Source organism: Borreliella afzelii (genome assembly GCF_014202295.1).
Taxonomy (GTDB): Bacteria; Spirochaetota; Spirochaetia; order Borreliales; family Borreliaceae; genus Borreliella; species Borreliella afzelii.
In genome coordinates, this window is sequence record NZ_JACHGM010000006.1 from 1 (window position 1) to 12,695 (window position 12,695).

At 26.9% G+C, this 12,695-nt stretch carries 17 protein-coding genes and 2 pseudogenes; 6 read left to right on the forward strand and 13 right to left on the reverse strand.

What is annotated here, in order from left to right:
* Positions 1-192 precede the first annotated feature (192 nt).
* Complete coding sequence (locus tag HNP63_RS05035; RefSeq protein ID WP_183227374.1) at positions 193-645, forward strand: hypothetical protein; 453 nt, start codon at positions 193-195, stop codon at positions 643-645.
* Positions 646-995: 350 nt separating this feature from the next.
* Here HNP63_RS05035 and bdr (HNP63_RS05040) read toward each other — a convergent pair whose 3' ends face one another.
* From bdr (HNP63_RS05040) to HNP63_RS06835, 3 genes are all read right to left on the reverse strand, one after another.
* Complete coding sequence (gene bdr / locus HNP63_RS05040; protein ID WP_183227376.1) at positions 996-1,676, reverse strand: Bdr family repetitive protein; 681 nt, start codon at positions 1,674-1,676, stop codon at positions 996-998.
* 58 nt (positions 1,677-1,734) lie between these two features.
* Positions 1,735-2,283 (reverse strand): DUF226 domain-containing protein, encoded by a 549-nt coding sequence (locus HNP63_RS05045; RefSeq protein WP_373477045.1) that lies wholly within the window; start codon positions 2,281-2,283, stop codon positions 1,735-1,737.
* Between the two features lie 154 nt (positions 2,284-2,437).
* Positions 2,438-2,659: a hypothetical protein gene (locus HNP63_RS06835; protein WP_235685150.1), complete on the reverse strand. Its 222-nt coding sequence runs from the start codon at positions 2,657-2,659 to the stop codon at positions 2,438-2,440.
* Positions 2,660-3,034: 375 nt separating this feature from the next.
* On the opposite strand from HNP63_RS06835, the gene HNP63_RS06840 reads away from it, so the two are divergent.
* A complete protein-coding gene (locus HNP63_RS06840; RefSeq protein WP_235685151.1) occupies positions 3,035-3,199 on the forward strand; it encodes a hypothetical protein in 165 nt (54 codons plus the stop codon).
* A 406-nt stretch (positions 3,200-3,605) separates the two neighbouring features.
* Here the strand turns inward: HNP63_RS06840 and HNP63_RS05060 are convergent, their stop codons facing one another.
* From HNP63_RS05060 to HNP63_RS07085, 3 genes are all read right to left on the reverse strand, one after another.
* On the reverse strand, positions 3,606-3,725 hold the full coding sequence (locus HNP63_RS05060; RefSeq protein WP_235685152.1) for a complement regulator-acquiring protein: 120 nt from the start codon (positions 3,723-3,725) through the stop codon (positions 3,606-3,608).
* A 197-nt stretch (positions 3,726-3,922) separates the two neighbouring features.
* Complete coding sequence (locus HNP63_RS05065) at positions 3,923-4,759, reverse strand: complement regulator-acquiring protein (protein ID WP_183227378.1); 837 nt, start codon at positions 4,757-4,759, stop codon at positions 3,923-3,925.
* A gap of 509 nt (positions 4,760-5,268) precedes the next feature.
* Positions 5,269-5,361 carry a complement regulator-acquiring protein gene (locus HNP63_RS07085; protein WP_157861267.1) on the reverse strand — a complete coding sequence of 31 codons (93 nt, stop codon included), beginning with the start codon at positions 5,359-5,361 and terminating at the stop codon, positions 5,269-5,271.
* A gap of 657 nt (positions 5,362-6,018) precedes the next feature.
* Here HNP63_RS07085 and HNP63_RS05075 point away from each other — a divergent pair.
* Positions 6,019-6,261 (forward strand): P12 family lipoprotein, encoded by a 243-nt coding sequence (locus HNP63_RS05075; RefSeq protein ID WP_235685153.1) that lies wholly within the window; start codon positions 6,019-6,021, stop codon positions 6,259-6,261.
* 299 nt (positions 6,262-6,560) lie between these two features.
* On the opposite strand, the gene HNP63_RS07090 is transcribed toward HNP63_RS05075, so the two are convergent.
* Complete coding sequence (locus tag HNP63_RS07090; protein ID WP_373477046.1) at positions 6,561-6,833, reverse strand: OspD family protein; 273 nt, start codon at positions 6,831-6,833, stop codon at positions 6,561-6,563.
* Positions 6,830-7,309 (reverse strand): OspD family protein, encoded by a 480-nt coding sequence (locus HNP63_RS07095; RefSeq protein ID WP_011703972.1) that lies wholly within the window; start codon positions 7,307-7,309, stop codon positions 6,830-6,832. Before HNP63_RS07095 ends, HNP63_RS07090 begins: the two co-directional genes overlap by 4 nt.
* Before the next feature lie 1,072 nt (positions 7,310-8,381).
* On the opposite strand from HNP63_RS07095, the gene HNP63_RS06845 reads away from it, so the two are divergent.
* From HNP63_RS06845 to HNP63_RS06855, 3 genes are read left to right on the forward strand one after another with little or no spacing between them, the layout of a single operon-like run.
* Positions 8,382-8,630, forward strand: a complete 249-nt coding sequence (locus HNP63_RS06845) for a hypothetical protein (RefSeq protein WP_235685154.1) — start codon at positions 8,382-8,384, stop codon at positions 8,628-8,630.
* Between the two features lie 11 nt (positions 8,631-8,641).
* The gene (locus tag HNP63_RS06850; RefSeq protein WP_011703970.1) at positions 8,642-9,085 is read left to right on the forward strand and encodes a hypothetical protein; all 444 of its coding nucleotides are present in this window, start codon (positions 8,642-8,644) and stop codon (positions 9,083-9,085) included.
* Between the two features lie 11 nt (positions 9,086-9,096).
* The gene (locus HNP63_RS06855; RefSeq protein WP_011703969.1) at positions 9,097-9,378 is read left to right on the forward strand and encodes a hypothetical protein; all 282 of its coding nucleotides are present in this window, start codon (positions 9,097-9,099) and stop codon (positions 9,376-9,378) included.
* Positions 9,379-9,785: 407 nt separating this feature from the next.
* Here HNP63_RS06855 and HNP63_RS05100 read toward each other — a convergent pair.
* From HNP63_RS05100 to HNP63_RS05120, 5 genes and pseudogenes are all read right to left on the reverse strand, one after another.
* Positions 9,786-10,031: pseudogene (locus HNP63_RS05100) on the reverse strand (DUF244 domain-containing protein); the annotation flags it as partial.
* 184 nt (positions 10,032-10,215) lie between these two features.
* Positions 10,216-10,782 (reverse strand): annotated as a pseudogene (bdr, locus tag HNP63_RS06860) (Bdr family repetitive protein).
* A gap of 12 nt (positions 10,783-10,794) precedes the next feature.
* The gene (locus tag HNP63_RS05110; RefSeq protein ID WP_011703966.1) at positions 10,795-11,355 is read right to left on the reverse strand and encodes a chromosome replication/partitioning protein; all 561 of its coding nucleotides are present in this window, start codon (positions 11,353-11,355) and stop codon (positions 10,795-10,797) included.
* Between the two features lie 43 nt (positions 11,356-11,398).
* A complete protein-coding gene (locus tag HNP63_RS05115) occupies positions 11,399-12,154 on the reverse strand; it encodes a ParA family protein (RefSeq protein ID WP_011703965.1) in 756 nt (251 codons plus the stop codon).
* Positions 12,130-12,687, reverse strand: coding sequence for a DUF226 domain-containing protein (locus HNP63_RS05120; RefSeq protein WP_011703964.1), 558 nt, complete (start codon positions 12,685-12,687; stop codon positions 12,130-12,132). The genes HNP63_RS05115 and HNP63_RS05120 overlap by 25 nt, the downstream gene beginning before the upstream one ends.
* Positions 12,688-12,695 lie beyond the last annotated feature (8 nt).

Consider the following 12,695-nt stretch of genomic DNA (forward strand, 5'->3'; position numbering starts at 1 on the left):
AGGTTAATCTTTAGAGTGGAAATATCTATACTAATTAAAAATTATATATATAATTTTTAATTAGTATAGATATTTCCACTCTAAAGATTAACCTAAATAGTTAAAACTATATCTACCAAACAGCAAAACTTTAACTAGAAAAAATAAAACTTTAATTTTTACAATTTTTACATAAAAGTATATAATGTTTATATGTTTTTATTCAGGTTCTTTTTTAAAAGAAAATCTGCTAAACGGAAAAATTTTTACAGAATAAATCTAGATGAATTTATTCTAATTAGCAAACATCTTATCAATTCTACTAGCACTACTCACCAATTACTTGGAATTATTATGGCTTCTGGAATTTCATTAGCTCATCTAAAAAATCAAAATATCAAAACTCCTTACAATTTCAAATCCGATATACTTTCTTATGCATTGGATAACGGTTTACAAATTGAAACATATTCTCTAATTTGCTCTAATGAAATTTCCAGATGTATTGAAAATTTAGACAAAAATAGATTACTATCTATTGATGCACGTAGAATTAATTATGTGGCAAACAATATATTTGGTTTTGGGATTACTGCTAAACAACTGAAAATTATTTACTCTTTTGCTTGCAAAGTCAAAAGAAACTTTAAACTAAATTACATATAACTCTAACTCACAAAACTTTTTCTTAGTTAAAACACCTTGTATATTAAATCTATCACAAAAATTCAATTACATTAAATCATTTGCACCTCTAAAGCTCAATCAAAGCAATCTAAATTATTATCTAAACAGTTCTACTGAAACCAAACTTACAATTATTAATCTGATTTCGAATTTTTTCACTGAAAAGGAACCTTGCAAAAATTTGCATAATCTAAAATTATACATTAATGCTAACTTAAGAAAATTGGGCATTTACAAAAATACTTGTAAATTACAAAAGCGAATTATATACAAAATCTTTTTAATTAATTAATATTTTTAATTAATCGGGGGGAAAAATTCTTTGCAAGCTAATTCAAATAGCTGCCAATCAGCGACACAACATAAGGAACTAGAATAGATATAGCAATAGGAATTACTACTATTGCCGCAATGGTTATTATTCTGTTACTCACCTTGAGTTTTTCTGATAATAATTGATTATTGGTTTCCATTTTTTCTGATAAGAATTTTCCAAAAATTTCTAGTTTTTCGTCAAGATTTTGTTTTATATCTTGTGACAAATTATCTATTTTGGTATTTAAATTCTTCTCTACAGAATCTATCTTAGCATCTAAATTCTTCTCTACAGAATCTATCTTAGCATCTAAATTCTTCTCTACAGAATCTATCTTAGCATCTAAATTAGATATATCCTTTTGTAAATTCTTCTCTACATTATCTATCTTGGCATCTAAATTCTTCTCTACAGAATCTATCTTAGCATCTAAATTAGATATATCCTTTTGTAAATTCTTCTCTACATTATCTATCTTAGTATTGAGCTCATTCTTTACGGTATCAATCTTAAAATCAAGATTCTCAAACTTTAAACCAAATTGTTTTTCTAAATTCTCTAAATCTCTATATGTAAGCTCATTGTGATAATATCTTTTGGATAAATCTTGAGCTATTAATTGTTCCATTCCTAATCGAATAAACTCTTTGTATATTTGTTCTTCAGTAATATTTGCTGTCAACGCTACTTTCATGATTAACTCTCTTAATAATTATATTATAACATAAATCAAGACTAAATAACGGCATATTTCACCACCGACGCGGCCGACTTCTCGTAAAGTGCCCAGGGGGGTTGATCAAATTTCCAATTCGATCCATTAGATCTAACTTTTTTTCCTTAGTTTTTTGAATCCACTTAGTTATAACGCCTCCGGGAATCAAATCTTTAGAGTAAAACGCAAAAACTGCTTTTTTCAAATTCAAAATTTGCTTATATAATTTTCTATTAACAAGCAAGCTGGCGTTCTGCAAGTAGATAAGCAATGGTATGCAAATAGCAAAACACACTCCCTTTTTTGAACCTAAATTCAATGAAATAAGATTTATTGTAGGTTTTGATTTTTTTTTGGAGAAGTTGCAAACAGAAGTATAGTCACTGTAAAAAGGATTATTCCTAATCTTCTTATATCCGTAAAACATCCCTAAAAATTCATCCCCTTTCCTTGTTGGGAATAGGGTAACGTATTTTTTCTCTTTGGTGAACAAATTTGTAAAAAAGACAAATACTTTTTCTGATTTTACGTCGAACCCCCTCAAAATATTATTCAATATGGTGTGGTACATGGTTCTATCGCCCACGATTTCTTTCTTGAAAAAAAAGTGTTATTTTTTAAAGGGATCTGTTTTCTAATAGTTGGGATACCCCTTTCTACTGATTTTTTCATCCCTCCTTTTTTTATGAAGAATCTAATATTTTACCTCCTTTCTAGGCTCAAAAACTTCAATTCCGAATCTATCCACTACTCTTTATCCTCCCCCCCCCGCTACCGGGGACACCTGGAGAAGCAGGAGGACCGCCACTGCTACCTTGACTCCCCTTTTGGGCTTTTGGCTTAGGACTTTTATTTTCTAGCTTTTCTAGAAATACGTCTTTATACTCTTTAACAATCCTAGCTAAGACTTTCTTAAGATTAGCGCCCCTTTTAATTTTCAGTAGATAGTCATTATCACCCATCTTTTCAAAGGTAAACCACGAAAATTTGGCTTTATTGGTTTCATATTTTTTTCAATCCAATCAATAATGTACCTATACATGTAGTCATAATTCAAATCTTCTGGTCCAAACTGGGGGAAATTCTCTTTTTTCTCCTTTTTTTTGGCTTGTATTTCTGCACCTGTATATACACAAAATAATAAGAATAAAAGCAAGGAAAAAGAAAATATCATAAAGAAAAGTGAAGAAAGTAATAATTTAGGAGCACAAACAAATAATATTTTAAACACAAAGCACTCTAATACTAGCAAAGCAGATAACAATAAACATAATGCTAATAGAAAATCTCAATAAGTTAATAAGGAATCTAATGAAGCTATTACTGCTAGGGGAATTATGTACGAAGCTGAAACTTTTTTAGAAAAAACTGAAAAAATAACTTCGGACTTAGAAACAACAAAATCAAAACTTGATAAGATAAAAAGTGTTATTGAGGGCGATCGTTCTTATTTAAATACTGCTATAAAATCTAAATATAATACTAACAACAATACATTATAAGGTTAATAGCAGCCATGCTTCTGCTAAATCTCATTACAATGATGCAATTGGTGCTTTAGCAAGATCTACTAAGGATGATTTTGAGAATGCAAAAAGAAAAGCAGAAGGGGCTTTAGAAGAGGCTATAAAAGATATACCTTCTTTAGGGTATAATTATCTTTACTATTCTTGGGTAGCTGGTGCTCAAAAAGCAATCAAGAATGCTAAAAGCTTGTTTGAGAATGCTAAGAATAAACAAAAAGAACTTAACGATAAGATGAATAAGGCAAATGTAGAGCTTATTACATTAGAGCAAGCATATAAAGTTTTGCAAACTAAAAAATCTTAGAAATAGAGTTATAATCCTAAAAATTATAAAACTTATACGAAAAGCTTCTCTAAACTTTGATTTTGGTTATTTTCTAAATTAGTATTGATATGAGGTTTTGGATTGACCTTTCCAAATAGATACACATGATATGCAAATTGAAGTTAATATTGCTGTAATAAAGTTAAGCTTAATAATATCTAATTTAGGGTTTTTCAAAATGCTCTCCTTATGAATTTGAATTACCAAACATTAGTTTTAATTTAAAACAACAATATTAAATAAATTTAATATTGAAAATTTAATTTCTATTGCATGTTTTTAGCGCTAATTTAGATTGTATGAATAAAAAAAGAGAAGAATTAACTTCTCTTTTTAAAATATCAAGTGCAGCATATTATTTTTTTTTGTTTAGATTAATCAGCTTGATTTAGTAGATAAAGAGGATGAGAGTATTTATCCTTTATGTGCTTTACTAGCGCTTCATCATTTGTTCTAATGCCACCAACATCTTTATTGTAAGCGTCAATAGTTGCGTTTAAGCTTTTAGCAAAGTTTTGTTTTATCTTTAAATCACGTTTTACATCTTGTAGTAACGTTTCGGCTTCTTTTTTGCTTGGAGCGCGTCGTAATGCATCTTGTATTTTTTTTAAATGCGTATCTTCTAATTCCAGTTGAATATTCCTTGATGTTTCGAGAAATTTACCAGCTACTCTTCGGTTCTTATCTGTTGTATCAAGTTTTTCAAGAATTTCTTTTAATGCCAATATTTTTTTTGTATCGTAATTTAGGGATGAATAAATTATTCTTTTTAATTTCATTTTTGCATGAAACATAAAATAATCACCTCTTTGAAGTTTAAAAGTCTCTAAGAAATCATATTGAACACCATCAAATTTAGCTATTTGTGCATTTTCTTCCTTTTTTTGAGCTTCTATACCTTTACCAATGTTTTCTAATTTTGAGATTGTGGTTTCTTCTTGAGAATTTTGATTTGAAGATTTTGAATCTTGAGATTCATTTTCAAAATTTTTGTTATTTTCTGATGAATTTGCTGAATTGGTATGGCTTTTTAGGTTTTTTAGATTTCTAGAATTGTTGCTTCGCTTTACTTTTTTGGGAATTTTAGAAGTAGTAGGATTTTTTAGTTTGTTTGGATTAACACTGCCAAAAGGTGCACATGATATGCAAATTGAAGTTAATATTGCTGTAATAACGTTAAGCCTAATAATATTTAATTTAGAATTTTCCAAAATGCTCTCCTTATAAATTTATATTATTAAATAATAATTTTAATTCAAAATAATAATATTACAATTTAATATTTTTATCAATTGGTATTAAACTTATTTGATATTAAAAATTTAATTTCCATTGATGTTTTTAGCGTGAATTTAGATTGCATGAATTTTAAGAATATAAGTTAATTCTTCTCTTTTAAAAATATAAAGTGCAACAATTTGTATGGATTTAATAGATCTAGGGAATAAAATCTAAGTATTCTTTCATAAAATGGTCTTCGAGATTTTTTATATTTGTTTTAATATCTAAAAAATTTCGATTGCAAGCTTCAATAGTTGCGGTTAAGGTTTTCGCAAAGTTGTGTTTTATCTTTAAATTCTTTCCTATATATTGTAATAATTCTTAGGAATCTTCTTGGTTTAGCATGCGTAATTCATCTTATACTTTTTTCAATACTTGTCTAATTGAAATTGAATATTTAGCACAATTTGATGAAGAAAACTTTGAGTTGAAAATTTTTTCAGAGGATTTTTTTAAGTTTTTCAAGCATTTCTTTTAATATTTCTATTTTTTGTATTTCGTAATTTAGAGACAAGTAAATTATTCTATTCATTAGTGTTTTTTTCACTACTAATCTGATATTTGGAATTGATGTTAAAAATCTCTAGAAAATCGTGTTGAACGACAATTATTTCAGCTATTCGTATATTTTCTTGAACATGTTAGGATTTCAGAGCAGATCTTTATCAATTTTTTCTAATTTCTAGATTGTAGCTAACTTATTGATAATTTTGATTTGAAGCCTTGGAATTTTGATATTAATTTTCAAGATTTTGGTGATGTTCTATTCGAGGTTATGATGTATTTTTTCGGATAGCGTTACTGTTTGTTTTGGGATTGATCTTGCTAATAGGTATATATAGAATCTAAAAATTTTGAATTTGTTGTTATTTTTTTATCAAACGTGTTATCTAAAAATAATCAGAATACTAACCATTTCAATTAAGCATAATCAAAAAAAGAGATAAAAAAAAGGGATCCTTTCCCTTCTACCAAGAAAGAAAAAAAGTGAATAAAGCAATTAAAGATATAGAGAATCTTATTAGAGACCCTGAATTTTCCAGTTAATTGAGAGTGTATGTCCACTTAAACATGAATATACTTAAATAAAAAATGATTTTTATGATGCGACAACTAAAACTAGAAACAAAAAAACATCATTAATAAAAATGATCATAACAATAAAAATCACACAAAGAAACTAACACAATTGCAAAATAATTTAAATATGGGAGATAAACTTGATGAAATCATGAGTTATATTGATATTGAAAAACAAAATATAAGAGCTGCGGCTTTATTTTTATGTAAAGTTAAGGAAAGTTTAAAAGAAGGCATTATTAAAAGATTGGAAAGTGAAAATAGGTCAGTATCACAATTATCTAAACAGGCTTTAAATAAAATAAAAAATACTTTAAAGAGCTCAGAAAGCTCTTATTTTAAAAAGGTTTAACAATGAGAAAAAATAGGATTATAAAAGAACTTATTGAAAATGCAAAAAATGTTTTAAGTAAGTCTTAAAATGGATAATAAAATATTTAAATATTAATATATTTAAATTAGAGCCTTCTTTTAAAGAAGACTCTCTTATAATAGTAACCACACATATCTTAACTAAGAGATATTCTTTTTTATTAATTTACTCATCAACATTATTAAAAATAGCTATAATTTTGGCCTTACATTTTTTGTTTAAGAAATTTATTCTTAAAAGCTTTAACTAATTCCACAATCTAGTTAATAAAAATATATTTAAGTATTTAACAGGGCCACAACTTCTTGCGCTATTTCCGCTACATTTTTGGCTATTTGTAATACTAACTCTGCTACTTCTTCTATATCTGTAAGTTTTGTATTGTTCGCGGTTTCTGTCTTTATTTTATCCAATGCCTCTTTGACTGCATTTTCTACATCAATTAACTCATCTTTTACTTTTACTGTGGCTTTCCAAGCTATTTCTACAGCCTCTTTAGCTTGTTTTATTTCATCAGAAACTTGTTTTATTTCATCAGAAACTTGTTCTATTTCATCAGAATCAGATAGTGTTTTAGTTGCTCTTCTTGCTCTTTATACAGTTTTTGCATATTTTGTTCTACTGCTTTAGTAAGGTTATATGCTTCTTTCGCAACATTAGCCGCAACTATTACTTTATCACTAGATTCCTTTATTTTTTCTAAATCTATTTCTGCCATTTGAGCTAAATCGTGCATATTTGTTGTTGCACCTTTTACCTGATCTGCAGCAGATGAAATTAAATTAACCACACTTATAACTGCTTCTACAACTTTATTTGCCTCATTTGATGCATTTAAATTATCTGTTGTATTTTTTGCTTCTTTTAGTGAATTTGTAGTTTGCCCCAATAGCTGATTTAATTCACCTAATATACTCTGTTTTTTTGACTCGTAATCTTTTGAATTTACACCTTCATTATCTAAAGAACAAGATATTGAGAGTATTAAAAATAAACTTGACAGTAATATTTTTATTAATTTTTTCATATTTATACTCCTATAATAAACATAATGTCTTAAATTATATTTTGATATCAATTATCTAATTTCTATTTATCTTGACTAACTTAGGGCCAAAGAAAACAGCAGTTAATACTGAAAGTATGCTTCGTGATGTTAAAATAAACAAAAAAAATAACTTTTATAGAAAATTATCTTTAAGCTATGTGAAAAGCTTATAGATAAAGCTTGTTAGCTTTATCTATAAGTCTTAAAAAATGACAGTAAAAAGTATAGATTCTCCTAATAATTTAGATAAAGGTATTTTAAATAATGTAGAAAATACAGTAGATACGTAACTATTGTATTTAGTATTTAGTATTTAGTATTTAGTATTTAGCATTTAGTATTTAGTATTTAGTATTTAGTATTTAGTATTTAGTATTTAGTATTTAGTATTTAAATTACTATGTATTAATATGTTTAGTGTTTATAGTATAAATATAAAAATAATAAATGTAAATAACAAAAATAATTGAAGTAAAGAGGGGATTGTGGGTAATCTTGCGTGTGAAGGTAAATTTCAATATGAGTATGTAAAAAAAATCTTGATAAGGATTTTCCAGAAAATGTTGTAGTAGACAATAAACATCCCATTATTGCCATATAAGCTTAACTAAATACTATCAAAAAATAAGATATTAAATAGTTGCAAAATTCTTAAAAAGCCCTACGCCCAAGCATATCAATTTAATCGCTTTATCTCTGGCTTATCTAATGAATCACTAGAATCAACCCATCAAAACTCCTCCCTTCCCTCTAATATCATTATGGTTGTCTTTTTTTTAAAAAAATCACATATGTATTAATTCTCAGCTTATCTTCCCTATACATTAGATTAAAAATAGATACACAAACAACCATGCTATTTTCGCTTCAACAAAATACCTATCAAAAAACAATATTTTACTTTCCTTATACAAGATAAAAAGATATAATATATTTGATATGTAAAATCGCTTTAATTTTTATTTAAACTTAATAAATAAATTGGAGAGAGAATAAAAAAAAAGAATGATAAAAGGCAATGCGTTTATTTTAATATTGGTAAAAACAATGTTTGTATCATGTAAATTCTATAGAAATGGTGATGCAAACAAAACAAAATACATCTTTAAGTGATGCCACTGGGGATATTGGCGGCAATATAGGCTTAGGCATTTTACAAGACGGAAACAAAAAAGGCAATATTACTAGTAAGGTTGCTTTAGCTCAAATTGCAGAGCGTACTAATAGTGAACTCATACTTGATGATCCCCTGATTCTAGTGTTAGTAAATACGACCAAGAAAAGATTGCTGGCAAATTAACCGAAGAAGATGTGGATAAGCTTAAGGCCTTTTTTGACAAAACTATAACATATCAAGGGAAGCTAAATTCTATTTATAACAAATATACAGGTTCTTATAATACTATTACAACTTATTCTGGTTGTGCTAATTATAGTATTAGATGTTTTAGCAACGGGCCTTCTGCAAGACGTAGCCAAGCCCTTATCAACCTAGAAAACAATAAACTAGATGAAGAGTATTCTAAACTTAACGAAATGTTAGAGCGAGCTGTAACTGGCTATGACGCTAGCACTTTGAATAATGCAATTAACAAATATAAGGAAGTTATAAAAAAGGCTAAAGAAGCTGAAAATAGAATAGAAAAAGAAAACGATTATACAGAGACTAAAAAATATGATACGGAGAAAAAAAAGAGAAATTTAGATAATCTAAAAACAGTTAAAGATGTTCTTACTGTTTCTAAAAAAACATAGAATCAGCTAGTGTGGCTTATGCCAATGCTTTTGCTGTTATGGCATCTAGCTTGTCTTCTACCGAATTCAAGAAAGCTGTTAATGAATTTAAAGATGCTGCTGAGAAGTATGCTAATGGAGATAGAGGAGACCACGCTGTTGATGTTATTGTGGGCGCCATTACCGGTATAGCTTTTGATCATGAAAATGGATTTAAAAGAGCAAAGATGTTTGCTAATAAAGCAACAGACGAAGGGGGAAACAAAATAATTATTGCTATTGAGAAACTACGCGCTACTTATAATACAGCCTAATAATATTTTCTATATTTTCTTGGTTATTACATTTATTACTTATTTATTTATCTTTATTTTTAGGCTTAACTGTACTATTGCGCTTTTTGTATACAAAATTTATTTTGGCTCTGTTTTATTTTTTATAGGATATAAATGGGTGTATAAAACTATAAAAATACTTAACAAAAGACACTTTAAAACCCTATTTATTTTTTCAAAGCCATCTTAAGCAAATTTACAAATAATAATAGAAATAAATGATTATATGTTTAAAACCCTTATTAATAGAAAAAAGAAATCATTCTATACCGAAGTTTTCTAAAATTGTGTTCTACTAAAAGAAGATTAATAAATATCTATTTAATGAAATAAAATTTTTTAATTTCTTAATAAGATATTTTTATTATCTAATTTACTTATATTATTTTATCGAGCTTGCTTCTTTTCAAACTAAAATCAATATCACAATTAAATCTAAAACACTCTTAACTACTTATTCCTGGTAATTTTTTGCCTATCTTACTTAATTTGCTTTTTTCTTTAATGGGAAGAGTTTTTTCCTCAAATACTTCACATTCAATAAAACTTTGTTGCTCAGCATATATCATTTTGGACACTCTATTTTGTATATTTTCTTGTATATTTAAATTATTATTTGTTCCGTTTGATATAATCGTCAACCTTCTTTGATATTGTTAATAACAATATCAAAGCAAAAACTATTTTTGCCAACTTTTTTACAATAAAAGAACTTATTGAGGTTTTTTGTTAAAAGTTTTGAATAAGTTCTAATTTAGAATAGATCAAAAATAAACTGTTGCTTTTTAATAATATTCATCAGCATTATTTAATGTATTATAAATATTTAGTAAATAACGCATGGAAAATTGGTCCGAAAATTGCTGCTATTAATATCATAAAATGTATTAGTCTGTTTCCCGTATTAAGATCTTTACGCAAATCCTTTACTTCATTTTAAATCTTATTAGTAAGTTCACTTTTAACACTATCTATCTTAGTGTCTAAACTATCTATCTTAGTGTCTAAACTATCTATCTTAGTGTCTAAACTATCTATCTTAATAGTTAAATTCTTCTCTACGAAATCTATTTTAACATTTAAAGCCTTTTCTACATTACTTATTTTAGTATCTAAACTAGATATATCTTTTTACAAACTCTTCTCTATAACATCTATTTTAGTATTTAAACTCTTCTCTACAGCATCTATTTTGGCATCTAAATTAAATATATCTTTCCGCAAATTCTTCTCTGCATCAATTATTTTCTCTTTTAAAAATTCAAAGTTATAATTATTATTATGAAAAAAACCAAAATCTATTGCCTCCTCGCTAAACCCTATATTTAAAAATTCATTCTTTATGCTTTCTATATTGTATGTTCGGTGCGCTAAATTGTTCATAAAATCTCCGTATTATCCTTTTAATTGTTTATATTCTTTCATAATTCTTTTAATTATTTCTTTTTCATTATTAAATAATTTGTCTAATAAAAATCCCGTGAACTTAGCATTACTTTTGTAAAAATCGTAACTTTCTTTACTTTTAAGTTGAAATCTTAACGGCTTTATTGGATTTTGTTTTGATTTTTTTATTATTAAAGTTTCTTGACCCTCTATTAAATCAAGAGAATCGTAAATACCATTCTCAATTATATAATCTTCATTAAGGATTCCTGCTTGTAATGCTTTTGCTAATTTTAAATATATGTAAACTTGAGTTCTTGCCAATTTATAATCTCTTATAAAAGCATCAAAACTTTTATATCCATCTAATTTATAGTATTCATTATCCTTAATTTCTTTTAAAATCCTAATACTTTCTACTTTATAAAAAATTTTCTTTTTTATATTGGTCTTTAGTCTATTTTTTAAATCATTGTAATGAGCAAATATCTCCTCTTTGGTAATTAATTTTTTTTCACCGTCAGGATCGGACACCCCTGATAAAACCCTCTTATTTAATTCTATTTCCATAATAAACCTCTTTTATTTATAATCCGTACGGATCCGTACGGATTTATTTAACATATTTATCATACATAATGAAAAATCTTGACAATACTTCTTTATATTCATATATATAATCTTTGGTCATATCAAATTCATCATTTCTGGCAATTTTTTTATTTAAATCTTCTCGTTCATGGATAAACCCTAAAAATCCTGTCTTAGAACCAACATGCTGTAATAATTGCTTATGAGTATTATTTTTCTTAAATCGTGTTATAATCAAAAATATTGGAATTTTTATTTTTAAATTGTTCATGTGGAATTCCAATAATTCTAAACTCTCAACTGCCCATTTTTCCGCAGTCATTGGAACTATTATACAATTACTGGTCATTAAAGCATTTGACAGGGTGAAATCTAAACTGGGATTAGTATCTATTATTACATAATGATACTTCTGCCTTAAAAATTCTAAATTGTTTTGCAACCTTAACTCTTTTAACGGGATGGATTCACTTAAAAATTTATTTAAAGTTAAATAACTGGGGATTAAGTCCAAATTTTCTTTAATATTTACAATTGCATCATTTATGTCTAATTTTTCTTTTAACACTCTATAAACATTGATATTCATAATATCAATGTTTTGATTTGCAATTTTTTTATAAAAATAACTTGTAGTAGATGCTTGTGTATCCATATCTATCAAAAGCACTTTATTGTCTTTTGCAAGTAATGTTGAAAGTATAATAGCGCTTGTGCTTTTTCCAACACCACCTTTAATTGACGCAATTGTTATTATTTTAGGTTTTTTAGTATCCATTTTGTTAACGGTCCTTGTTCTGGGTATTTTTTCCCATAAAATTCATATACTTGTTTTTCTAAATCTGTAAACATACTAAATAATATTTTATTGTAGTGGTTATTCATTCTCTGTTTATCTAATAAGCGATATAGTCCTTTAAAGTAGAAAAAAACACTGCCGGCTTTAAATCTAACTTCCATATAATATGCCCTTGCAAATCCATAAGATTTTCTATTTCCGTTTGTTTCATACTTTACAAAAGCGTTTTTTATTGGTTTTCTAAACCCGTAAAAAATTCCAATAAATTTATCTCCTTCTTTAATGGGGTATAAATGCGTTTCTTCAACAATTCTTTCTCCATTATGCAAGGCCCTTAATGACACTCGAAATTCATTTTTTTTCTCATAAACTCCGAATTTATAAACGTCCATCATTATTTTTGTATGGTACATTGCTTTACCATTTTCTTTTTCAATCAAAATAAATCGTTCTTTATTTTGGCATTCTACTTTACATTTTCCTTTTTTTGTAGGTTCTGGTGCGCTTTCCATATTAAATC

Bases quoted from the DNA above. Each gene is read 5' to 3' on its own strand.
- HNP63_RS05035 (WP_183227374.1), top strand. From the start codon at position 193: ATGTTTTTATTCAGGTTCTTTTTTAAAAGAAAATCTGCTAAACGGAAA.
- bdr (WP_183227376.1), bottom strand. From the start codon at position 1,676: ATGAAAGTAGCGTTGACAGCAAATATTACTGAAGAACAAATATACAAA.
- HNP63_RS06835 (WP_235685150.1), bottom strand. From the start codon at position 2,659: ATGGGTGATAATGACTATCTACTGAAAATTAAAAGGGGCGCTAATCTT.
- HNP63_RS06840 (WP_235685151.1), top strand. From the start codon at position 3,035: ATGTACGAAGCTGAAACTTTTTTAGAAAAAACTGAAAAAATAACTTCG.
- HNP63_RS07085 (WP_157861267.1), bottom strand. From the start codon at position 5,361: ATGAATAGAATAATTTACTTGTCTCTAAATTACGAAATACAAAAAATA.
- HNP63_RS07095 (WP_011703972.1), bottom strand. From the start codon at position 7,309: ATGAAAAAATTAATAAAAATATTACTGTCAAGTTTATTTTTAATACTC.
- HNP63_RS05110 (WP_011703966.1), bottom strand. From the start codon at position 11,355: ATGGAAATAGAATTAAATAAGAGGGTTTTATCAGGGGTGTCCGATCCT.
- HNP63_RS05115 (WP_011703965.1), bottom strand. From the start codon at position 12,154: ATGGATACTAAAAAACCTAAAATAATAACAATTGCGTCAATTAAAGGT.
- HNP63_RS05120 (WP_011703964.1), bottom strand. From the start codon at position 12,687: ATGGAAAGCGCACCAGAACCTACAAAAAAAGGAAAATGTAAAGTAGAA.